Genomic DNA, 23768 nt, shown 5'->3' with positions numbered 1-23768 from the left:
AGAGATACTAATCTTGGAAGAGCGTAGGGAACAAATCTGTTTATGATGCATTGAGTTTTATAAAATTAAAAGCAAAGTGAAAACGGAGATGTTAAAATGAAGAAAATTGTATGTACGACTCTTATGTCAGTTTTGATAGCTTCTAGTGCGTATGCTCAGTCTTTCCCAGCACCTTCTGCACCTGAAATGGTTTCTTCGACGGGTATCGTACAGGTGCGGTCAGATGTATCTGTGCGTTATGTTACACCTTTAGCAACTGATTTTGTTGCTTCAAGCCTTATTGGTGCAAATATATACAATGTAGAAAATGAAAATATTGGTGAAGTAAAAGATATTATTTTGCGTGAAAATAATATTGCGGGATTTGTTGTTGCTGTTGGTGGTTTTCTTGGGATAGGAGAAAGTTATGTGGTTATTTCTCCAGAAACAATCCAAATGATAAATGATTATGGCAAATGGAAGCTTATTACCAATGCAACGAGGGATTCTTTAAAAGAGGCTCCAACATTTAAGTACGAAGGACGTTGGACACGCTGATTTTGTATTTCCATTCTCTTGTGATAGAACAGTGCTGCCATAATATGACAGCATTGTTTTTTATGGTCATGCAACAAGTTTTCCCTATGAAATTTTATATCCTTCAAGATGAAATATTGAGACGAGGTGGGTTTTAAGTATTATGTTTAAACAGCATGATATCGCCATCTTGTACAATGTATTCTTTGCCTTCATCGCGGGCTTTTCCAGCTTCTTTTGCGCCATTTTCTCCACCCAGAGCAATATAATCCTCATAGCTGATAGTTTGAGCGCGAATAAAGCCACGTTCAAAGTCTGAATGGATAACACCAGCTGCTTGAGGTGCTTTCGTACCACGCGTAATTGTCCAAGCTCGTGTTTCTTTAGGTCCACAGGTGAAATAAGTAATGAGGTCAAGCAAAGAATAGCCAGCGCGAATGAGGCGATTGAGACTCGGTTCAAAGAGTTCTAAAGCATGAAGGTATTCTGAGGCTTCTGCATCATTAAGTTGGGTGATTTCAGCTTCGATAGCAGCAGAAATGATAATGCTTTGAGCATTTTGCTCTGTTGCTATTTTTTCAACCATTTTTGTAAAGCTATTTCCATGAGCAGCGTCATTTTCACTCACATTGCAGACATACAGTACGGGTTTGGAAGTTAAAAGATTCAAATTATCGAGGATGCGACGTTCATCGGAAGAGATTTCTTTAAGGAGTAACCGGACAGGGCTTCCTTTTTGCAATAGATTTAATGCTGCTTCCATCATGGGGAGAATTGTGAGAGCTTCTTTATCTTTTCCGGTTGCACGTTTACGGATTTGTACGATTCTTCGCTCTAAGCTTTCAAGATCTGCAAGCATAAGTTCTGTTTCAACAGTTGTGGCATCAGAAACAGGTTCAATACGTCCTTCTACATGGGTAATATCATCATCTTGGAAACAGCGTAAAACGTGGACAATAGCATCAATTTCACGGATATTGGCCAAAAATTTATTGCCTAGGCCTTCGCCTTTTGAAGCGCCTCGTACGAGTCCGGCGATATCAACAAAACTGATGCGTGTGGGAATGATTTCTTTTGAACCAGCGATAGATGCAATTTTTTCCATTCGCAGATCTGGAACAGCGACTTCACCGGTATTGGGTTCGATTGTACAAAAAGGATAATTGGCAGCTTGTGCTGTAGCTGTTTTTGTTAACGCATTAAAAAGAGTTGATTTACCAACATTAGGTAATCCCACAATACCACATTTAAAACCCATGAGTGTCTTCTTTTCTATTCATTCTATGATCAAGATTTCTATTGATTTTATGGTCAAAATAAAGTGTCTTTGGCGTTTTTATAGCACATTTTAAGAAGAGTCATAGTCTTCTGTTACTGTAGATAAGAAAAAAGTCTATGTAGAAGAGGGGGGCTTTTTTTGATTATATTTAAAGGCCTTTTCTCTCATAATAAGGGACTTTCAAATTAACGTTAATAATACGCTAAGTTTTTCATAGTATGCCAATCCGCATAAAGAATTAATTGGAGAAAATATAAGAGTGTTATCTCGTTGTGCTTTTTTAATTGCAGTGCTTTTGGCTTTGGTTGGATGTGCTACTCGTCATTCAGATATGTCGTTTGTTCCTTCTCAACAAGTTCGATATATTCCAGCAGAAATGCAGGCCTTATACGGACCTGTAACCAATGAGCCTTACTTATTACCTGCTATCGATCTTTCGACTATTGAACCGAAGTTTTGGCGCCAAGAAGTGCTTTATTATACGTCTTATCCACCTGGGACATTGGTTATAGATACTCAGGAGTGTTTCCTTTACCTTATTGGTAAAAATGGGAAAGCTTTGCGTTACGGTATTGGGGTTGGTAAAGAAGGATTGGCATTTGAAGGTGAGGGGGTTGTGCAGCGCAAGCGCCGGTGGCCAAATTGGGCTCCTACGGCTGCAATGATGGCGCGAGAACCAGAACGTTATGGTCATTTGGGGAAAGGAATGCCACCAGGAGCTGATAATCCATTGGGTGCACGAGCGCTTTATCTTTTCAAAAATGGGCAGGATACACTTTTCCGCATTCATGGTTCACACGAGTCATGGTCAATTGGTCGTGCTATTTCAAGCGGATGTATTCGTTTGCTTAATCAAGATATCATTGATCTTTATGATCGTGTTCCTGTTGGCGCGCGCGTGGTGGTATTGCAACGCAATGACGCTGCATCTAGAGTTTTAAGTCAACAATCAAATATGTATGATCCGCTACAGTCTACTATTAATCCAGATGGATTTTTTTAATTCCAAGCAGGATGCGTTCGGCTAGCATCATTTGATGTTTTTTGTTTTTTGCTCAATGCTCTTCTTTTCAAAAAAAGAGAGCATTCTGCACAGGAATTGTATGACGTGTGATTTATTTTGTCTTCCAGAGAATGGACTATGAGAGCAGATCTTTGTTTTTTATTGCTTGTGCGATTTCATTCATAAAAAGACATTGGTCACCTTTTATGAGAAGCATGATGTTTTTTGCAATTGTCTCTAAAAGAGGGGACAGCCATTGTTGGTCGGATTTTGTAAAATTGCCCAAAACATGCTTATAAACAAGTTCTTTGGAATTGGGGCGTCCAATTCCTAAGCGTATACGGCAATAATTAGTACCACAATGGGCATCAATGGATTTTATACCGTTATGTCCATTATTGCCTCCACCGATTTTTACACGTACTTTTCCCGGTGGTAAGTCTAACTCGTCATAAATGATAATCAAATTCTTTAAGTCTAATTTATAAAACCGCAAGGCTTCACCAATGGCTTGGCCAGAGAGATTCATGAAAGTTTGAGGTTTTATAAGAAAAGTTTTTTCATCATTTATAAAACCATTGGAGATTTCGGCTTGAAACTTTTTAGACCATGGAGAAAAAGAGAAGGTCTGATAAATGGCATCAACAGCCATGAAACCGATATTATGGCGGTTATTTTGATATTGTGAACCAGGATTGCCAAGACCAGCAATAAGCCACATGCGCACCTTCAATAAAGTGGGAGGAATTCATAAATGTCTTATAAGTTAAGGCGGGAAAACTCCCGCCTGCTAAAATAATCAATTTTTGTCGTTGTTTTCTTCATTCTCTTGTTCGGGAGCCTCATCACCGATATCCAGACCAGCAGGAGCTGCGATAGTTGCAATGGTAAAGTCTCGATCTTGGATGACTGGAGTAACCCCTTCTGGCAGCTGCACCGCTGAAATATGGATAGAATCACCAATAGAATAGCTGGCGAGATCAATCTCAATCGCTTCAGGAATAGCATTTGCTGGAGCGGTACATTCAATTTCGTGGCGGACAATATTAAGAACACCTCCCTTTTTAAGTCCGGGAGCTGTGTCTTCATTGAGGAAGTGCACAGGGATATTCACTTCCACAACAGATTTCTCTGAAATACGTAGAAAATCTACATGGAGGGGAAAGTCACGTACTGGATCGAGTTGGTAATCTTTTGGTAATACCGTAATTTTTTGTTTGCCAATGACAAGAGTTGCAATGGTAGTACGAAAGCCACCAGCATGAATTTTGTAGAAAATTTCTTTATAGGGAACTGTGATTGCCAAAGGGGGCTGTTTTTCACCATAAATGATAGCAGGAATAAGACCGTTACGACGAAGTTCACGGGAGGACCCCTTACCAACCCGTTCGCGTATTTCGGCCTTAAGAGTATAGCTTTTGCTCATAATTTAAGTCCTTTTATATGATTGGAGATCCATCAAAAACCAACAGTAATTTTTGTATGAATATGAAGATATACGCTGTTAATAGCGATTGCTCCATCCTGCGCTGCCTCCAAGGGTGTCTACGCAGAAGACTTGTCTATAATTCAAACTCTTCACAGATGCAAGAGTTGTGGGAAAATTTGATGTTTTCTATCGTTGGATAAGAGGAAATGTTACAAGTATGATTGTGATGGGGAATAAATAAATCCTAGCTGATATATTCAAAATCAAATACTGGAGATGTTATGAAGGTTGAGATTGCCTTGGGTGAGACGGCAGAATGTAGAGCTTTGCATAAATCAGTGCCGGCATTTGTCGATTTGGAAGAATTATTGGCGACGCGTCTTCTTGTGCAAGGCAATTCTGGTTCAGGAAAATCACATCTTCTTCGTCGTCTTCTTGAACAAAGCGCTTCATGGGTGCAACATTGTGTGATCGATCCAGAGGGTGATTTTGTAACTTTAGCAGATAAATTTGGTCATGTGATCGTTGAAGCGCAACGCAGCGAACTCGAATTGACACGTATTGCCCATCGCATTCGCCAACATCGGGTTTCGGTGGTGTTCAATCTTGAAGGTTTGGAGACTGAACAACAGATGCGCGCTGTTGGTGCTTTTCTTGGTGCACTGTTTGATGTGGAACGGAATTATTGGTATCCCATGCTTGTTGTTGTTGATGAAGCACAATTGTTTGCTCCAACTGCGGCAGGAGAGGTTTCTGATGAAGCGCGTAAGATTTCGCTTAGTGCTATGACCAATCTTATGTGTCGAGGGCGCAAACGTGGTCTTGCCGGTGTCATTGCGACTCAGCGTTTAGCTAAACTTGCCAAAAACGTAGCTGCTGAAGCATCAAATTTTTTAATAGGGCGAACTTTTTTAGATATTGATATGGTACGGGCTGCTGATCTTTTGGGAATGGAGCGTCGCCAAGCGGAAATGTTTAGAGATCTTGAGCGAGGGCATTTTATAGCTTTGGGTCCCGCTTTATCACGACGTCCTTTACCCATTATCATTGGTCCTGTCGAAACATTGGCACGGTCTTCTAGCCCAAAATTAATGCCCCTTCCAACAGAGCGGGTCGATGCAAAGGAACTCGTTTTTACTGCTTCGCCGGAAGAAGTTTTAATTCCTTTTAAGCAATCACGAGAGCCGGTGAGAGAAAAATCAATTCACGAGATGTTAGAAGAGGCGGTGCATAAAAAACAAGAATTGTTAGAAGAAGAACCAAGCTTATTTCCTGAACTTTCTGTTGTTGATCGTGATCTCCAAGTAGAACGTGTTATTCGAGAAATTCTTGATGATCCTGAAGCTTTTTATCGTTCAACAGCGGTGCTTTATCAAGATTTTTTGGTTCGTTGTCGTATTCATGGTCACTCAGGAGATCTTTTAAATCTTTCGCAATTTCGGCGTAAGTTGGCTATTGCTCAGGCTTTCGTTGACGAAGAAACTGCGGTAAGTGAAAGCTGGAAACGCATTTTGCATCTCTCAGAAAGTTTGGAAGATGATGTCCAAGGCGTTTTTTTGCATGTAGCACAGGCTGCTTTAGGTGGAAAACCATGCCCATCAGATGCATTTTTGGCACGCCTTTATGGGACACATTCTTTAAGCCGAGCTCGCCGACTTTTAACTTACTTTGAAGAACGCGGATTCATTGTTATTCATACACATTTCAACGGTCAGCGCATTATAGCTTTTCCTGAACTTGGTGTAGAAACAGCACCAGGAGATCCCAAGGGACCAGCTTAACCAAATAAGCTTGAAACAGATTGTTCTGCTGCTGTTCTTGCAATTGCTTCTCCAATGAGGTCCGCAATTGGTAAAACACGAATATTATGTGCATTTTCAATTACTTTTGTTGGCATAATTGAATCTGTAATAACCAATTCTTTCATTTCTGAGTTGGTAATGCGTTCGATAGCACTTCCAGAAAGAACACCGTGTGTAATGTAAGCTGTAACACTATTAGCACCATGTTTAAGGAGAGCGCTTGCTGCATTGCAGAGGGTTCCACCTGAGTCAACAATATCATCAAGCAAAAGACAATCTTTTCCAGATACATCTCCAATGATATTCATAACTTCTGATTCACCAGGACGTTCACGACGTTTATCAACAATGGCTAGCAAACTGTTCAAGCGTTTAGCAAGGGAACGCGCACGTACCACACCACCAACATCAGGAGAAACAACAATAACATTTTCAAGAGAGTAATGCATTTTGACATCCCGTGCAATAACCGGAACAGCATAGAGATTGTCTGTTGGAATATCAAAGAAACCTTGAATTTGTCCTGCATGGAGATCCAATGTTAAAACGCGGTGTGCTCCTGCTTCAGTAATGAGATTGGCAACAAGTTTTGCGGAAATGGGGGTCCGTGGTCCAGGTTTACGATCTTGGCGGGCGTAACCAAAATAGGGTATAACAGCCGTGATACGACGTGCTGAAGAACGGCGAAGAGCATCAATCATGATGAGCAATTCCATCAGATGATCGTTTGCAGGATAAGATGTGGATTGCAAAACAAACACATCTTGTCCGCGTACATTTTCATGCAATTCTACAAAGATTTCTTGATCAGCAAAGCGTTTCACGGTCGCTTTTCCTAAGGGAATATTTAAATAATTTGTAACATCTTCAGCAAGGCGTGGGTTGGAATTGCCACAGAAAAGTTTCATAGTAGAACCTCTGAATGATCACGGGAGAGACGGTTTTTAACTTCTTCTTGTTACCAGAGTGCAAGGAAACAATTACAAAAGCATTACAACTTTATCTCTCATTGTTAAAGAGTTATGCATTTGGTTTTCGCTTTTTCCAAAATTTTTGTTACTTTTAAAGAAAAGTTTTTTGACCGTGAGGTAAGGAAATACATCTTCATGAAGCTTTTTTACTTTATAAAAGAACGGTTTCAATATGTATACTGTCTTAAAATATATGAAATGTTTTGTCTTTTCTCACAACCAACTCTTGAAAGTAATATGAGCAAAAGCGTTCATATCCTGTAAGTTAAGGGCTCATTTTTTAATAAAAGGCACAGTAGCACAGTATAAGAAAGCTTCTTGTGTTATTGAGATAAGCAAATTATGGGGTAGTTTTGGTATTCTTTTTAGTCAAAAAAGACGTTTATCTATCATTTTTCAGTATAATAGCAGAAATTTGCCGTCCATAATCAGGTTCGTTGCGGTGTATTGCACGACGATAGGAGAAAAAGCGCTGTTCCTCTTGATAGGTACAAAGCTCTACACAAGAAGCGTGGACTCCTGCTTCTTTTAATTGCTCCATAATGAATGCCCATAGGTTAAAGCGAAGATGATTGACTTTATCTGTTTTTAGAAAATATTTTTCAAACTTGCTGTGGCGATCAATAAATTGGTTGTAAAATTCGCTTGTTACTTCGTAGTGATAAGGACCAATACAAGGTCCAAGGACTGCAATGATTGATTGTCTTTTTGCTCCTTGATCTTCCATAACAGAAATTGTTTTTTCTATAATTCCATTTAAACTTCCTCGCCAGCCAGCATGTGCTGCGGCGATAACACCTGCTTGTGGATCAGCAAAGAGAACTGGACCACAATCTGCTGTAAGAACGCCGATGAGGAGTCCTTGTGTGGTGGTAACAAGAGCATCTGCTTTAGGAGGAACATCAATAAAAGCTTGATCAACGACGACAACATCACAGGAGTGTATTTGATTGACAGTCACTAAATCTTGCACTTCAACACCAAAATAATCAGCAATTAAAAGACGATTTTGTGCAATATGTTCAGGTTGATCATTGGAACTTTTGCCGACATTCAGACTTTGATAAAGGCTTTGTGAAACACCTCCTTGACGTGTAAAAAAGCCATGCTTTATCCCATGCACGTGTAAAGCAGAAAGCTCTTTTGCAAGGATAGGAACAGGGACGGGATTCATAAAAGTTCCTTAAGTAGGGATAGCTATTTTCAAAGTAAGAATGGTGTGTGAGATGCATTTGTCAATAAGCATTATTGCTGGTCATGAAAATTGAGGAGGCAAAGGTATATTTTTATCACTCACATGTAAGACTTTAAACAATTTGCCCATTTGATCTGGACCGGCTAATCGTTCGATATCTTGGCGGATTTTGTCTTGCCGTGTAGCGCTTTTATCTGCTCCAAGCTGTTTTGCGCGTTCCAGCAACCCCATTTTTAAAAGAAATTCTCCTTGTTCTAGAATTTCAGCAAAACAGCCTTGTTCAAGGGCTATTGTTTTTAAAAAAGAAAAACCAACATGGGATGTTAAATCATGTTCGCCTGGAGCTTCAAAAATATCACGGAATTTATGTTTTGAGACAGCTTGTAGTGTATCGCCAAAGGCAAGATCAGAAACGCCGTAATCGATAAGCAAAGCAGAACCTTTTACTTGGACTAAGTGGTGACTTATCTGTTGCATTAATTGATGTCGTGCAGGCGCATGTTCAAAAATTGTTCCATCAGCTATTTCAGAACAATAAGACTGTAAGCAAGAAGAGGGAAGTTTATCTGGAACAGCAATAAAGATGAAGTTTCCATTTTGATTCACTGAAATACGGCGTTCTTTCCATTTTCCATTGATTTTAATATATTGGTTGATGGGGAGTGTATCGAAAAACTCATTAGCAATTAAGAAGAGAGGCTTTGAGGGGATTTGATCAAAGCTTTGAATATTATAGATTTTTTTTTGATATGAAGAAAGACGTTTTTTTTGTTCTTCGATGAGCTTTTTGCTTATTTCAATAAGAAAAATTTCAGCAGCATGAAATGCTGTTGTCGATAATTTTTGAATAGTACGCAGAACATCATCCATGAGCGTTCCACGTCCTGGACCCATTTCAGCGAGAATGAAAGGTTTCGGACAACCTTGGGCTTTCCAGCTTGCAAGGGCCCAAATGCCAATCATCTCTCCAAATAATTGGCTTATTTCAGGTGCTGTGATGAAGTCACCAGCACGCCCAAAGGGTTTTTGCGTTTGATAATAGCCAAATTGGGAATCAGTAAGGGCTAAGGTCATATATTGACTGACTGTGATTGGTCCATTAAGCGCAATAATTTCTTTAATTTTTTCTTTGAGGGTAACCATTTTTTGTAGACTTGTGTTTAAAGGCTTTGAAAAGCAGATAAAGCCCTAAAAAAAGCATAGGAAGAGATAAAGCCATACCATAGGTAAATCCAGTAGAATGAAACAGGGTAGCAAACCATTCTGGATCTTCTTGAGGAGCGCGGTAAACTTCTGAAATGCTTCGTGCTATTGCATAGCCTATAATAAATGTCCCTGCTACGGTGCCAGGGCATTTTAACGCTTTGAAAGCAAAAATAATGAAGGATAAAGTGATAAAAAGAACAAACCCTTCTGTGAATGCTTCGTAAAGTTGGCTTGGATGGCGCGGTAAATAATAGGGATCTAGTGGAAAACAAACCGCCCAAGGCATTGTGGTAGCGTTGCCCCATAATTCTTGGTTAATGAAGTTACATGTTCTTACAATGCCGACACCAATAGGAGCACCTGCAGCAATTATATCAAACATTGCTCGTATATTGATATTGTTTTTGCGGGCAAACCAGATCATTGCAATGATGATGCCTATCAGTCCTCCATGAAAGGACATTCCTCCATCCCATACTGCGACGATTGCGCTTGGATGGCTAAAATAATAATTGGGATCCCATATAAGCACTTGTCCTAAGCGACCACCAACAACGACACTGATGGCAGACCAGACAACAAAGTCTCCTATCTTTTCTTCATCCATAGGAGGGTGATTTGCATACCATAGAGATTGTTTTCTTAATAATTTTTGCGCATACCACCAAGCAAAAAGAATGCCCACTACGTAGCCAAGTCCGTACCAATGGAGAGATATGGGGCCTAACTGTATAATTACGGGATTGAGAAAAGATGGAAAAGCAATGGCTGGACAAGAAAGATTGTTCATAGAGTTAGGCATTTCACATTATATAGGGTTATAGATAATGGTCAGAAATAACACAGGAATGACAGATGAATGCGCAATGGTCAAGCTAGGAGAGTGGTGGGTTTCCACTGGTTTCTAGAGCTAAAACTTTATGATGGTGAAAGAAGTGTAAAAAACTTAGGGTAAAATCTGCGTGGTAAAATAAAATCTGTAAGATATAAAGGAACAAAAATCATATCTAAATGTTGTGAAAATACGCTATAATGCCTGTGTCAGACATTTTAATTAAAGGAAAATCTCATGCGTAATGGATCAAATCGTATTCTTGATGAATTAGCAAAATTAGCAACGGATGCAGCTGGTGTTGCACAAGGTATACGACGGGAAGCAGGAACAGCTTTTCGTTCGCAAGCTGAAAAGATAGCCAATAAACTTGATCTTGTGTCACGTGAAGAGTTTGAGACTTTTAAGGAAATGGTACTGAAAGCATATGCCGATAATGCTGATTTGAAAAAACGTCTTGACGCGTTAGAAAAAACAAAGACACAAAAAAAATAACAGTCTTAGAAAAAATATCCCCAATTTTTCAATGTGATGCGTGAAACTAAAAAATGCTTAATCCTGAGTCTGTTAGAGCAGATTGCCTCTTTATTTTTTGATTTGTTTTTTGTAGAAAACATTTTTTTCAATCAGGGGGGCTAGTACTCTGAAATTGTATCAATACACTGGAAGGGCTTGATGATTCGTTTTGTTATTATCGAGTTACCACGGGAAGCATTCTTATGTTCTGGGTAGTGTGTACTGTCGATTGTTTTTAATGTGTATTTGTTTGGTGTAGAAGCTTTGATTGTAGCAAGATGTTGTTACAGTTTAGGCGGTTTATGTTCTGTTGACAATGTTTTAATATAATTGAGGGTTTATGATGAGGCTTGCATTTTGCGCCACAGAAAGGGTAGAGCATCCCGTTGACTTTATTGAACAGATTGCCTGCAAATATGATTGGTCATTTGAGCGGGATGTACAAGATGAGATCAGTGTTTGTGTGGAAGGGAAGCGGACAAATTATCGCCTCGCTTTTTCATGGATGGAAGAGCAGGAGGCTCTTCATTTAGCTTGTGCCTTTGATCTTGCTATTGAAAGTGCTCGAACAACAGAAATGCATCGCTTATTGTTGGCAATTAATGAAAAATTGTTGCTCGGACATTTTGATTACTGGCAAGGGAATAATTCGGTTATTTATCGGCAGGGGCTTCTTCTGGCTGGTGGGGTGCATCCATCTCATGTACAGGTTGAAACATTGTTGATACATGCGCTTAAAATTTGTGAAAGCTATTATGTTGCATTTCAGATGGTTGCTTTGTGCGGGGAAAGTGCTTGTAAGGCACTGCAATACACTTTGTTTGAAACTATAGGGAATGCCTAAATTATTAAATTTCTTTTACAGTTTTTTTGATAGACAATTTGTATAATATTTTAGAGGGGGATATCAAGAATAGCGCGCAATCCTCCAAAGGGCTATCATTTAATTGAATATTGCCTCCATGGCTACGTGCTATATTTTGTGCAATAGAAAGGCCAAGACCCGTTCCACTTGCATCTTGATTTCGTGCTTTGTCGAGTCTAAAAAATGGCGTGAAAACTTCTGTATGCATATTTTCATGAATTCCAGGACTATCATCGTCGATAGTTATGATGAGGGATTCTTGTTTGGATATCGCTGTTAGGTGGACAGTGTTCGCATAACAAAATGCATTTGATACAAGATTATTAACGAGGCGGGTGAAGGCACGAGGCCGTACTTGTATGTGTGTAAGACCTTCAATACTATAGGAAAATTGACGTTTGTGGAGATGGACGTCGGCGGAGAATTTTTGCATAAGAGCATCTAAATCAAAGGTTTTAACACTTTCACTTCCTTCGCCACAGGCAAAAGCAAGATAATCTTCTAACATATTTTGCATGTCGCTCACATCTTGCTCAAGTGGTTTCATATCAAAGTCAGTATTGACTAACGTTAGCTGAAGTTTAAAACGTGTAAGAATGGTTCTTAGATCATGACTTACACCTGAGAGCATCATAGTGCGTTGTTCGATCTGGCGTTCAATACGTTCACGCATGCGTAGAAAAGCAATGCCAGCACGACGGACTTCATCAGCGCCTTGTGGGTGAAATCCTTTTGGCAAAGGACGACCACGTCCAAAACTTTCCGCTGCTTCAGCTAATTGTTGAATTGGTTTAATTTGATTGCGCAAGAAGTAAATTGCTATCAGCAATAAAACGAGAGCTGTTCCTATCATCCAGCTTAAAAAATAGCGGTATTGGAAGCGTAGGCTTGGCTGCATAGTGCAAAAACACGCAAGATATGATGACCAAGATGGATGCGGATTTCTACAAGATCAGAATCGCCTACTGTATCAATCCAGAAGGGACGGTTAATTTGGTGGGTAATTTCCTCACTGAGAAAATAATCAAGAATGGCAAAAAATGGTTTAAGCTCTGGAGAGGGAAGAGGAGCTGGGGGGGAGGAGGATAGAAATGTTTAACCCCATGCGCTGTTGTGCAATACGCTTAATCTCTTCATAGTTCTCTTGTTGCGGATAGGTTTCAATAATATCAATAATTGCAGAAATATCATGGACGACAGCGGTTGAAAGACGTTCTGTCACCATTTGGCCAGTGGCGTTCCATAAAGATGTAGCCAATGACTGTTTGCAGGAGTACCATAGGAGCGATAATAATGATCAAAGAGCGGGCATAAAGCCGTTTAGGCATTTTCTTTGTTAACCATCGGACAAATTTTTTTAAAGGTTTGATCATTATATGTCTATTCAATTGTGAGTTTATAACCTATTCTTCGCACCGTTTGGAGCCATATGGGGGTTGTTGGATTTTTTTCGATCTTACGGCGAAGACGATTGATTTGTACATCAATAGAACGTTCACTGATATTGCTGTCATCCGTTACAAATTTATGGCGGGCAATTGTGTTGCCCGCATTTTCCGCAAAAATAGACATCATCTCTTGTTTTTTCTCTGTCAATTTAATAATTTCTCCTTCTTTTTTAAGTTCGCGTCGTGAAATTGAAAATATATAAGGTCCAAAAACGATCTGCTCAATTTTGGGTTGGTTCAGCGGAAAACCACAATGCAAAATGGCATTGATACGAAGGAGAAGCTCACGAGAGTCAAACGGCTTAGCGAGGTAATCATCTGCTCCGGCTTCTAGGCCATCGATACGATTGTCTATTTCTGATAAAGCTGTGAGCATGAGAATGGGAATATCTTTTGTCTGACATAATGAAGAGGTGAGATTGATGCCATTCTCGCCGGGCATCATGACATCAACTATCAGAAGATCAAAATCTAAGCTTGCGAGCTGTCGTCTTGCTTGATCGGCATTGGCTGAGACTGAAACACGAAATCCATTTTTCATGAGAAATTGAGATAAAAGATTGCGAATACGAGTATCATCATCAATCACAAGAAGGTGAGGGGCATCGTCACATAAAACTTGAATGTGATCGGTCATTCTTCAAAACCTTGACAAAAATTGAGTTTAAATAAAGCCCAACTTTACATAACTTGCATAAAACTGTTGAGAAGGCTATTTTCCTATACAGGAGAAGAATGCTGCTTGTAAGTTGAGAAATCTTACTTTTGAAAAGGATATCATGGGAAAGCTTAGCACATATATTATTCCAGTTACACCTTTTCAACAAAATTGCACTTTGCTTTTTGATAATGAACAAAAAGTGGGTGTTCTCGTTGATCCTGGTGGTGATTGGTTTCGCATTCAAGAAGTGATTGAAAAGAGTGGTGTTATTGTTGAAGCTATTTGGATAACACATGGTCATTTTGATCATGTGGGAGCTGCAATGCAGGCAAAACAAGCGCTTGGTGTTAAAATTATTGGTTCCCATCGCGATGATAAGCCTGTGATGGATGCGGCAAGAGAAAGTGCAAAAAATTATGGCATCACTGACACACGCATTTGTATTCCTGACCAATGGTTAGAAGATGATGAGTGCGTTCATTTTGCTGGACATGTCTTCAAGGTTTTTCACACACCAGGACATTCTCCTGGTCATGTCATTTATTTCAGTGAAAAAGAACGTTTTGCCCTCTTGGGTGATATCCTTTTTCGTGGCTCTATTGGACGCACCGATTTTCCATTCTGCTCTCATGAAAAATTAATGACATCTCTTCGAGAAAAAGTTTTGCCTTTAGGTGATGATGTTTGTTTTCTTTGCGGACATGGGCCAGGAAGTCGCATAGGTTATGAGCGCCAAAACAATCCTTTTCTTCAAGAAATTTAAGAGAAAGATCCATAAAAACCCGCTTGAGAGCGGGTTTTTTTATAATGTTATGTTAATTACCAAGTTAATTCAATCTACCGGAGCATAGCAGGGATGATCTAAGCCATCATAACCCCGAAAAGTTCCTGTTTTAGGGTTGAATGAACGGTATTTTTTTGTGCAATATTCAAGCCACTTAGCTTTTGAAGATTGGTTGAGTGGTGGATTTTGCACTGGTGGTTGTACTTTATAAACCACCTGATTTTTTGGACCTTTTTGATAAATTATCTGATTTTGTGGTTGGGCTTGATAGATAATTTGAGGCTGTTCTGGTTTTTTGAGAGCTTTACCCAAAACTGCAGCGGTCGCAAGTCCTAAAATACCTACAGCTAAAGCATCACCGGAGTTACCAGAATTCACATGAATATTACGGTTCGTTGTCGTATGACGTTCCACATAACGATGTGTCTTGCTTTCAATATGATGATGACTGTGTTCTGTCCTTCTATGGTCAACATTATGATGGTGGTGATGTCTCTCAGAAGAATGAGAAGGGTGATACTTCGTAAAAGCTGTATGAGAGCTAGAATGATTAGAACGGATGCTAGAGTTGTGAGAAGGGAAATGGGTGCCTACCCGCATGTTCCTCATCGTATCATCTATTTTTTTATTTACACTCTGCATTCGTCTATCTATTTCTCTTGAAATATGATCACTATGAGTCCATGACTTGTCTGCAAGTGTTGTCTCTAGTGGCGTCAAAACACTTGCTGTTGATACTGCGGATAATACTGTTAGCCTAATCACTTTTTGCATAGCGATACTCCTTATGTAAATTCGTATTTTTTCACATCCTACACATCTCAAACTGAATAGAGCCTGAACAATTTTAGACTTTATTATGTCAAAACGAATAAAAATCCATTGAGTTTAGTATATTTTATAAAATCATAGAATACTATAGTGATAGAAATTTGTTTTAAAAAATATATTCTGCTCAGATTAAGTTATAAACTCTTATGGATAACAGCTGATTTTTTATTGCTGAGGGAAAAATTCTCTCTCTAATACTTTCTTTACATCATTTTGATAAATAGAGACTAAACAAAAGATGTGAGAACACAGGGTTTCGATTTTGTCATCATAGACTTATAGAATGGTCATAAAATCTTATTTTACCTCTTTGTTTTATAGAGCACTGCCCTGTTTGATTGCCTTTATAGGGCTGATAAGCGATCATGATACAATTGTATGCAGATACTCTATATAGGAAGTTTTTATATATCGGAAATCTTCTCTTTCAATTGTTTTTTAGCTCAATTGGAACATCATTGACCTTAAGGGGGCATTTTATGGGAAAGGGTTCTTTTACTGCTTGTTTTATCAAGTTTTAGAGAAGCTGAGATCTATTTTAGACAGTTTGATATCTTCTTTTTATCTTATGATTCTCCAAAATGATGGAGCTTTTGGTTGAAATTACCTGCTTAAGCTCTTTCTTAGAAAAATATTTTTGAGCAAAAAGATTTTATTGTATCATGTAGTTTCATGGATGGATTGTTCGCTATGATGTGTTAAGGGATCATTTGCAATTGCCAATTCAATTTTCTGTAGTTGTTTAATTTCATCACGAAGGCGTGCTGCTTCTTCAAAATTAAGGTCGGCGGCTGCTTCACGCATTGATTTTTCGAGATATTGAATATGAAGTGCTAAACTGTTGCCGGTCCTATTGTTTTGCATCATGAAATCAGGAATATTTGTAGGAGTATGCTCATTTTCACACACTAAATTAAGAATATCGCTGATATTTTTTTTGATACTGGTCGGTTTGATATGGTGTTCTTCATTATAAGCGATTTGTTTTTGTCGACGTCTTTGTGTTTCCCGTAAGGCTCGTTCTATGGAACCCGTCATTGTATCGGCGTAGAGGATAACACGGCCATCTACATTACGTGCAGCACGTCCGATTGTTTGTATGAGTGAAGTTTCAGAGCGCAGAAAACCCTCTTTATCGGCATCTAGAATGGCGACAAAACCACATTCTGGAATATCTAAGCCTTCTCGAAGCAGGTTGATGCCGATAAGGACATCAAAGGTGCCAAGTCGAAGATCACGTAGAATTTCAATGCGTTCTAATGTATCAATATCAGAATGCATATAGCGTACGCGGATACCTTGTTCGTGGAGATATTCTGTCAAATCTTCGGCCATACGCTTGGTCAAGACAGTTACCAATGTACGGTAGCCTTTATGAATCGTTTTGCGAATTTCGTTCACAACATCATCAACCTGATTGTGCGCTGGGCGAACTTCTGTTGAGGGATCAATAAGGCCTGTTGGACGAATAATTTGTTCAGCAAAAATGCCTCGAGATTGTTCTATTTCCCAGCGTCCAGGTGTTGCGGAGACAGCAATAGTTTGTGGGCGCATGGCATCCCATTCTTCAAAACGTAAAGGACGATTGTCCATACAGGAAGGGAGGCGAAATCCATATTCTGCTAGGGTTGCTTTTCTTCGAAAGTCTCCTCGGTACATACCTCCAATTTGGGGTATCGTGACATGGCTTTCATCAATAAACACAAGAGCATTGTTTGGAATATATTCAAACAAGGTTGGCGGTGGTTCACCGGGTTTTCTTCCTGTTAAGTAGCGTGAATAATTTTCAATTCCCGAACAGGAGCCGGTTGTTTCTAACATTTCCAAATCAAAAATTGTACGCTGTTCTAAACGTTGTGCCTCTAAAAGACGTCCTGCTGCATTCAACTCATCGAGGCGTTGAACAAGTTCCATTTTGATTGACTTTATTGCCTGATTTAATGTGGGGCGCGGTGTTACGTAGTGTGAATTGGCATAAATTTTAATAGATTGAAGGTTATCTGTTTTTTGTCCTGTGAGTGGATCAAATTCAGTAATTGTTTCTACTTCATCACCAAAAAGAGAAATACGCCAAGCGCGATCTTCAAGGTGGGCAGGAAAAATTTCAATTGTATCTCCACGGACACGAAAGGAACCGCGAATAAAATTGATATCTTGTCGACGATAATGTTGCGCAACTAAATCAGTCAGTAATTTTCGTTGATTGAGTTTGTCACCTTTTTCTATTTTGAAAGTCATCGCAGTATAGGTTTCTACTGAACCAATCCCGTAAATACAGGATACAGATGCAACAATAATGACATCATCACGTTCAAGGACAGCGCGTGTTGCAGCATGGCGCATACGGTCGATTTGTTCATTAATCGAGGATTCTTTTTCAATATAAGTGTCAGAGCGTGCAACATAGGCTTCCGGCTGATAATAGTCGTAATAGGAAATAAAATATTCTACGGCATTGTGGGGAAAAAAATTTTTAAATTCTCCGTAAAGTTGTGCCGCTAGAGTTTTATTGGGTGCTAAGATCAAAGCTGGACGCTGCGTTTTTTCAATGGTTTTGGCCATTGTGTAAGTTTTTCCTGATCCAGTAACGCCCAAAAGCACTTGCGTACGTTCATTCTTTTCAATTCCCTCAACCAAAGTTTTGATTGCTTTAGGTTGATCCCCTGCTGGTTCAAAGGATGTGTTGAGTTGAAATGGAATGCCCCCTTCAGATTTTTCAGGGCGAACAGGACGGTGGGGAGTCCATAAGACTCCATTTTTAAAAAGAGGATTCCCCGAGGCAATCAGTGCGGAAAGAGCTTCAACTGTTGCAGTAACACCATTTTTCATTCATTGTTCCTTGATATAGAAATATATGTGTTTTTTAAGAAAATATTCCATTTACCAGTTTGAGCAAAAGAACGATAAAGCGTTATTTAGCATTTTTATTTCGGCTTATTGAATATTCCATAGGATATTTGATTGGTTCTCTGAAGAGTTTTTTGACGTTTTTAGTGTGATAACAGCTGCTTTCGTTTATACCATAAAAATGTTCACTACGCCGATTACGGATATTAAGGTCATGCATATTGCAATTTGTTTCTAGAAATGTTGCATATGTATGATAAAGATCATTTCCTTCTTTAAATCCGAGGTAACGAGATGATACCCAACCTGTTTGAGAGTTATATCTGATATGGCACCAATTTCCTTCACAGGTTTGGACAAAGACCAATTTCCCTGCAGGAATGAGTCCACGAAGCGCATGTTGTGTTCCTGGTCCTGCTCTCAAATTAAGATTGCTTACAACAAAAGCCTCTGCGGCTCTGGATGCCGTTGTGTTTAGAAAGAGAAAGTTAAACACAAGAAAAAATATTAAATTTTTCATTTTTCCACAGAGGGTCCCTTCAGAGATTTCTCTTCATTTCCTATAAGCTCTCCTTCACTATATTATGATAAAGAAGAAAAAATACAATTGTTTCTTCTTTAAGCTTTTGATTATAAGAGTTTAGTTGAATATTTTCACTCACCAATATTGGAATTATTTAAACAAAATTTGGTGAGTGCTTTGTCTTCCTTTTTATTTTTATATGGAAAATAAGGACGCTGTACTATATAATTATAAATTGTGTTTTTCGGATTCCAAAAGTGATTTTGGAAGCCGTTTTTTATGTTTTTATTGAGCTTTCCGTGTAACAGAAAGGGACGGATTATGAAAAAAGTTCCGATGACTACAGCTGGTTTTGAAAGTCTTAAAGAAGAGTTGCGTTGGCGTCAACAACAGGAACGTCCACGGATTATTGAAGCAATTTCTGAGGCACGTGCGCATGGGGATCTTTCAGAAAATGCCGAATATCATGCCGCTAAAGAAGCGCAAAGTCATAATGAGGGCCGTATCAATGAGCTTGAGGATTATATTGCGCGGGCGGAAGTTATTAATGTTTCGCGTCTTTCAGGTAACAAAATTAAATTTGGTGCCACTATCAAACTTTTGGACGAGGATACTGAAGAAAAAAAGGTTTATCAGATTGTGGGTGATCAAGAAGCTGACGTAAAAACAGGGAAAATCTCTATTTCCTCACCTATTGCACGTGCACTTATTGGGAAGCAAGAAGGTGATGTGGTTGAAGTGAATGCACCTGGTGGAGCCCATAATTATGAAATTATTGAGGTTCAGTATATCTAAACTGTTATGCGTGTGTCTTTAAAAGAAACTGAGATTATTGCTCCTCATTTTAAAAAGCGCTTATCGGGCGTAACGTCTACGGTTGTTCAGCTTATTCCATTACAGCGCAAGCAAGGTGTGTGTATATCCACTTTTGGTTTTGGATTACCGCCGAATTTGCCCGCTCTTACTTTTAAAGATCTTTTTGGGCTTTGGAAAAGTCCGAAGGGAAGGCCTTTTCGTATTTGGCATGCACGACGCAATATTGAAATGCTTTGTGGAGTCTTTTTACGTGATGTTTTGCGGATGAGGCTAAAGCTCATCTTTACATCAGCTTCTCGACGTCATCATAAGCCTTTTACCAAATGGTTGTTGCGCCGTATGGATAAGGTTATTGCTATCAGTGCATGCACGGGGACTTACTTAGAGGTGCCTCATCAGGTTATTATGCATGGGGTGGATGTTAGGCGTTTTTCTCCACCGCAAACTGTTGAAGATTGTTTTTCTTCGTCGGGGTTTCCTGGAAAATACGCGGTGGGGTGTTTTGGCCGTGTGCGTTATTTAAAGGGCATCGATTTGTTTGTGGATGCAATGATAACATTATTACCACACTATCCTGAGTGGACAGCACTTATTGCTGGTCGTACGACAGAACAACATTATCATTTTGAAAAAAAATTGCGTCAGAAGATTACTGAAGCCGGTTTGGATGACCGTATTATTTTTCTTGGTGAAGTGCTGAATATACCGGTGTGGTATCGTCGCTTGTCGCTTTATGTAGCACCTTCTCGTATGGAGGGTTTTGGTTTAACTCCATTGGAGGCAATGGCGTCACAAACAGCTGTCGTGACCAGTGATGTGGGGATTTTTAAAGAATTGGTGGTAGAGGGGACAGGAACGGTTGTGAAAGTAGGAGATGGAGATGCTTTAACAGAAGCCATTGAACCTTATTTTGCTGATTTAGAAAAAACCTTAGCAGCAGGGCAAAAAGCGTTAACCCATGTTCGTACACATTTCCCTTTGGAAAAGGAGGCGGCAGCAATCGGAAGTGTTTACGAGGAAATGTTTGCGGAGAAAACACTTTAAATATATCCGAAAATTTTCTTGAGAAGTGGAAAGAATGGCCTTCTTTAAAGATTTCCATAAATAAATATTTCAAGGAAACAGTTCAATAATCAAATATTATGTCATAAAATTGAGATATGTTTTTGAAGTGATGTAACGACAAACTCTCAGGGCTTTTCATAAAAGAATTGGAATTTTATGTTTTCAGAATGATGGAGATCATAGGTAAAAGGGTGATTATTTCTTACTTTTGTAATGTTTTTTAAAGAGAGAGTGCTGTTCTTTATTATGGACCTGAACTCTTGAAGCTGTTTGTATTGCTCCTTGAGAGGAGAGGTTGTGCATTTTTCAATAATAAAAATTCTATTAGGTGCACCACAGTAGAAAAAAGTATTTATAAAGGATCGATTATTTTCTCAAAGAGAAACCATTGTTAAAATAACTTAGCTGAAGTGCGTGAAGTTTTTAAAGATTCTTCAATAGATTGAATTAAAGTTCAATTTTATGCATACATTATTGAGCGTATCAATTTCTTATCATTACAAAATTAAATGCTATTCATTAAAATTGTTCACGCCAAAAAGCGGGAATAAAAAGGACAAATATGGTTATAATCTCAAGACGTCCTGCGAGCATGAGGAAACTCAAAATCCATAGTGCGTTATCATTAATTGTGGAAAAATTACCAGCAGGACCGATAATATCTCCAAAACCTGGACCAATATTTGAAAGGGCGGTTAAAACTCCGGTAAATGCAGATGTAAAATCAAGTCCAGTTGTGAGCAAAAGTGCAGTGCCGATAACAAGACAGAACATGTAAAGACATACAAAAAACAAAACTGCTTTGGCAACGTCATTGGATATATTTGAGTGATCATAGTGTGTTTTTACAATAACATTAGGCGAAAGAAGTTTTGCTATATTGGTTTGTGTAATACGCCAAAGAATAATGAGACGATTGATTTTCATACCACCAGAGGTAGAGCCTGCACACCCCCCTGTAAAAGAAATAATGAAAAAAATTCCAAGTGCAAAAGGTCCCCAAAGTTGGTAATCTTCTGCGCTATAGCCAGTAGTGCTTATAATAGATGAAAGGTGAAAAATAACATCGAGGAAAATCCAGTGAAAGGTGCGATGATCATGAAGACGCAACCATGCTGCTAAGGCAAAGCTAAAGAAGAAAACAATATTGAGAAAAACAATTACTTGTGGATCAATAAAGCGTTTGGAGTGACCTGGAAGCACTAATTTAACATAAAGCACAAAGGGTAAGGCAGAGAGCAACATAAAGATTGTTGAAACAATCAAAATAGCTGGTTTATCAGAAAAATAACCAAAAGAGGCGTCATGGGTTGAGAAACCAGCTGTTGCTACTGTGCTCATTGCGTGGTTGATGGCATCAAATAAGCTCATGCCTGAAGCAAAATAGGAAAGCATACAAGCCAATGTTAGTCCAACATAAGCTATGATAATTCCGTTAGCAATTTGGTTGATGCGGGGTAATATTTTTTCAGATTTATCTGATGATTCCATATGAAATAATCGCACTCCACCAACACGTAGTGAAGGCAAAAGCAATAAAGCTAAACCGATAAAGCCAATACCTCCAATCCAACATATGAGGGAACGCCATAACAAAATACTTCGTGACAAATTGTCAAGATCAGTGAGTACTGTGGAACCTGTGGTTGTAATTCCAGAGACGGATTCAAAGATTGCTCCTGCTAGCGAAATTGGTAGCGGAGAAAGATAAAGAGGAAGGGCACCCACAACACTTCCTGTTAGCCAAAGACAAACAGTGAGCATAAAGCCAAGCCGTGCCGAAAAACGACAGGTTGCACCACTCGTTGCTAAAAGAATCAGCGTTGCTAGCATGGTGGTTATGGCGCAAGAGTAGAGAAAGATTATCCAATTATGATTGTTGTCGTGCAAATCCACAAAAATTGGCAGAAGCATTGCTCCTCCCATGATTAATGCAAAGCGTGCACAGACATTGATAATAAACTGAAAAATGACCGTTACCTATCTTTGTATGACTTTTTGTTACAATTTTATGCTCATAAGAATTTACGTTTTTTTCTTTATAGGATAAAGATTAATTTCTATATTATACGTGCCTTGATGAATTGATGATAATCTTTTCACTACATTTAAAAAGGATTACATATACACAATAATTTAAGTTGTTGAAAAATGTTTTTTTAAAAGGCTCCATTTCTTTATATTTATAATAATTAAGTAAGAAAAAATGAAGGGGATTCTATGGTACAGTCGCGTATTCGTCTGCTTATTATTGGCTCAGGTCCAGCTGGTTACACAGCAGCGATTTATGCAGCGAGAGCAATGCTCAAGCCCGTTTTGGTTACTGGCGTACAGCAGGGTGGACAGTTGACGATTACAACTGATGTTGAGAATTATCCAGGTTTTGCTGATTCAATTCAAGGACCATGGTTGATGGAACAAATGGCAAAACAAGCTGAAAATATGGGTACAAAAATTGTCTATGATACTATTACAAAGGCTGAATTATTAAAGTACCCTTTTATCTTATATGGAGATTCAGGAACGCAATATTGTTGCGATGCCCTCATTATTGCAACAGGGGCCAAGGCACGTTGGCTTGGTTTGGAAAGTGAACAAACTTTTATGGGTGGTGGGGTTTCTGCTTGCGCTACGTGTGATGGATTTTTTTATCGCAATAAAGATGTTATTGTTGTGGGAGGTGGAAATACAGCCGTTGAAGAAGCGCTTTATTTATCACATTTGGCAAAAAGTGTAAGCGTGGTTCATCGGCGAGATTATTTTCGGGCAGAGAAAATTTTGCAAGATAGATTGTTTGCTCATGATAATGTACGCGTTCTTTGGGATCATGTTGTAGAAGAAATTGTTGGTTTGCCAGCTCAAGATTCAAGGGGAGCTGTTGTGACCGGTGCACGTCTTAAAAATGTTAAGACTGGTCAAGAAATGAAGGTGAATGCCGAGGGAATATTCATTGCCATTGGTCATGATCCTGCTGTTTCTTTGTTTGAAGGACAACTGAAACAAAAGCCAGGGGGCTATTTATGGACTATACCAGATTCAACAGCAACAAGCATTGCTGGTGTGTTTGCTGCAGGGGATGTCGCAGATGAGGTGTTCCGTCAAGCTGTAACAGCAGCAGGAAGAGGATGTATGGCAGCCTTGGAAGCGGAACGTTTTTTAGATCTGCAAGCGTAGAAAAT

At 39.1% G+C, this 23768-nt stretch carries 20 protein-coding genes and 2 pseudogenes; 9 read left to right on the top strand and 13 right to left on the bottom strand.

The genetic code is table 11. The features are described 5' to 3' along the window. Positions 1-96: 96 nt before the first annotated feature. Positions 97-537 carry a PRC-barrel domain-containing protein gene (locus J7R10_RS03445; protein ID WP_010705485.1) on the top strand — a complete coding sequence of 147 codons (441 nt, stop codon included), beginning with the start codon at positions 97-99 and terminating at the stop codon, positions 535-537. 133 nt (positions 538-670) lie between these two features. Here J7R10_RS03445 and ychF read toward each other — a convergent pair whose 3' ends face one another. Further along, positions 671-1774: a redox-regulated ATPase YchF gene (ychF, locus tag J7R10_RS03440; protein ID WP_010705484.1), complete on the bottom strand. Its 1104-nt coding sequence runs from the start codon at positions 1772-1774 to the stop codon at positions 671-673. Between the two features lie 280 nt (positions 1775-2054). Here ychF and J7R10_RS03435 point away from each other — a divergent pair, with 280 nt between their 5' ends. Beyond that, complete coding sequence (locus J7R10_RS03435) at positions 2055-2798, top strand: L,D-transpeptidase (protein WP_010705483.1); 744 nt, start codon at positions 2055-2057, stop codon at positions 2796-2798. Positions 2799-2934: 136 nt separating this feature from the next. Here the strand turns inward: J7R10_RS03435 and pth are convergent, their stop codons facing one another. Together pth and J7R10_RS03425 are read right to left on the bottom strand one after the other, a co-directional pair. Next, the gene (gene pth, locus J7R10_RS03430) at positions 2935-3519 is read right to left on the bottom strand and encodes an aminoacyl-tRNA hydrolase (protein ID WP_010705482.1); all 585 of its coding nucleotides are present in this window, start codon (positions 3517-3519) and stop codon (positions 2935-2937) included. A 78-nt stretch (positions 3520-3597) separates the two neighbouring features. Beyond that, on the bottom strand, positions 3598-4224 hold the full coding sequence (locus J7R10_RS03425) for a 50S ribosomal protein L25/general stress protein Ctc (protein ID WP_010705481.1): 627 nt from the start codon (positions 4222-4224) through the stop codon (positions 3598-3600). 284 nt (positions 4225-4508) lie between these two features. Between J7R10_RS03425 and J7R10_RS03420 the strand changes: the two genes are divergently transcribed. Continuing rightward, the gene (locus tag J7R10_RS03420) at positions 4509-6008 is read left to right on the top strand and encodes an ATP-binding protein (RefSeq protein ID WP_010705480.1); all 1500 of its coding nucleotides are present in this window, start codon (positions 4509-4511) and stop codon (positions 6006-6008) included. On the opposite strand, the gene J7R10_RS03415 is transcribed toward J7R10_RS03420, so the two are convergent. The 4 genes from J7R10_RS03415 to lgt form a co-directional block, all read right to left on the bottom strand. Beyond that, positions 6005-6937 carry a ribose-phosphate pyrophosphokinase gene (locus J7R10_RS03415; RefSeq protein WP_010705479.1) on the bottom strand — a complete coding sequence of 311 codons (933 nt, stop codon included), beginning with the start codon at positions 6935-6937 and terminating at the stop codon, positions 6005-6007. The two genes, J7R10_RS03420 and J7R10_RS03415, sit on opposite strands and share 4 nt — an antisense overlap. Positions 6938-7382: 445 nt before the next feature. After that, positions 7383-8174, bottom strand: coding sequence for a peptidoglycan editing factor PgeF (gene pgeF / locus J7R10_RS03410; RefSeq protein WP_010705478.1), 792 nt, complete (start codon positions 8172-8174; stop codon positions 7383-7385). 81 nt (positions 8175-8255) lie between these two features. Further along, positions 8256-9338 (bottom strand): class I SAM-dependent methyltransferase, encoded by a 1083-nt coding sequence (locus tag J7R10_RS03405; RefSeq protein ID WP_010705477.1) that lies wholly within the window; start codon positions 9336-9338, stop codon positions 8256-8258. Further along, positions 9313-10191, bottom strand: a complete 879-nt coding sequence (lgt, locus tag J7R10_RS03400; RefSeq protein ID WP_026501302.1) for a prolipoprotein diacylglyceryl transferase — start codon at positions 10189-10191, stop codon at positions 9313-9315. Before lgt ends, J7R10_RS03405 begins: the two co-directional genes overlap by 26 nt. Positions 10192-10470: 279 nt before the next feature. Between lgt and J7R10_RS03395 the strand changes: the two genes are divergently transcribed. Both J7R10_RS03395 and J7R10_RS03390 read left to right on the top strand, forming a co-directional pair. Continuing rightward, entirely contained in the window at positions 10471-10728 is a 258-nt protein-coding gene (locus J7R10_RS03395) for an accessory factor UbiK family protein (protein WP_010705475.1), read from the top strand. Positions 10729-11092: 364 nt separating this feature from the next. Beyond that, entirely contained in the window at positions 11093-11593 is a 501-nt protein-coding gene (locus tag J7R10_RS03390) for a type III secretion system chaperone family protein (RefSeq protein WP_010705474.1), read from the top strand. A gap of 50 nt (positions 11594-11643) precedes the next feature. Here the strand turns inward: J7R10_RS03390 and J7R10_RS03385 are convergent. Beyond that, positions 11644-12987, bottom strand: a pseudogene (locus J7R10_RS03385) (ATP-binding protein). A 7-nt stretch (positions 12988-12994) separates the two neighbouring features. Next, the gene (locus J7R10_RS03380) at positions 12995-13699 is read right to left on the bottom strand and encodes a response regulator (protein WP_010705472.1); all 705 of its coding nucleotides are present in this window, start codon (positions 13697-13699) and stop codon (positions 12995-12997) included. Positions 13700-13841: 142 nt separating this feature from the next. Here J7R10_RS03380 and J7R10_RS03375 point away from each other — a divergent pair, with 142 nt between their 5' ends. Further along, the gene (locus J7R10_RS03375) at positions 13842-14486 is read left to right on the top strand and encodes an MBL fold metallo-hydrolase (protein ID WP_010705471.1); all 645 of its coding nucleotides are present in this window, start codon (positions 13842-13844) and stop codon (positions 14484-14486) included. A gap of 69 nt (positions 14487-14555) precedes the next feature. Here the strand turns inward: J7R10_RS03375 and J7R10_RS03370 are convergent, their stop codons facing one another. The 3 genes and pseudogenes from J7R10_RS03370 to J7R10_RS10330 form a co-directional block, all read right to left on the bottom strand. Next, positions 14556-15281, bottom strand: coding sequence for a BA14K family protein (locus J7R10_RS03370; protein WP_010705470.1), 726 nt, complete (start codon positions 15279-15281; stop codon positions 14556-14558). A 717-nt stretch (positions 15282-15998) separates the two neighbouring features. Continuing rightward, positions 15999-18167 carry an excinuclease ABC subunit UvrB gene (uvrB, locus tag J7R10_RS03365; RefSeq protein WP_010705469.1) on the bottom strand — a complete coding sequence of 723 codons (2169 nt, stop codon included), beginning with the start codon at positions 18165-18167 and terminating at the stop codon, positions 15999-16001. 244 nt (positions 18168-18411) lie between these two features. Beyond that, positions 18412-18705 (bottom strand): annotated as a pseudogene (locus J7R10_RS10330) (SH3 domain-containing protein); the annotation flags it as partial. Between the two features lie 324 nt (positions 18706-19029). On the opposite strand from J7R10_RS10330, the gene greA reads away from it, so the two are divergent. Further along, entirely contained in the window at positions 19030-19503 is a 474-nt protein-coding gene (gene greA, locus J7R10_RS03355; protein WP_010705467.1) for a transcription elongation factor GreA, read from the top strand. A gap of 6 nt (positions 19504-19509) precedes the next feature. Then, positions 19510-20568 carry a glycosyltransferase family 4 protein gene (locus J7R10_RS03350; protein ID WP_010705466.1) on the top strand — a complete coding sequence of 353 codons (1059 nt, stop codon included), beginning with the start codon at positions 19510-19512 and terminating at the stop codon, positions 20566-20568. A gap of 540 nt (positions 20569-21108) precedes the next feature. Here the strand turns inward: J7R10_RS03350 and J7R10_RS03345 are convergent. Next, positions 21109-22503 (bottom strand): TrkH family potassium uptake protein, encoded by a 1395-nt coding sequence (locus J7R10_RS03345; RefSeq protein ID WP_010705465.1) that lies wholly within the window; start codon positions 22501-22503, stop codon positions 21109-21111. 306 nt (positions 22504-22809) lie between these two features. Here J7R10_RS03345 and trxB point away from each other — a divergent pair, with 306 nt between their 5' ends. Further along, entirely contained in the window at positions 22810-23763 is a 954-nt protein-coding gene (trxB, locus tag J7R10_RS03340) for a thioredoxin-disulfide reductase (RefSeq protein WP_010705464.1), read from the top strand. Positions 23764-23768: the final 5 nt, after the last annotated feature.

The organism is Bartonella vinsonii subsp. berkhoffii ATCC 51672, assembly GCF_902825225.1.
Classification (GTDB): Bacteria; Pseudomonadota; Alphaproteobacteria; order Rhizobiales; family Rhizobiaceae; genus Bartonella; species Bartonella berkhoffii.
Note: the sequence above shows the minus strand (reverse complement) of the source record. Positions and strands in the feature narration are given on the sequence as shown.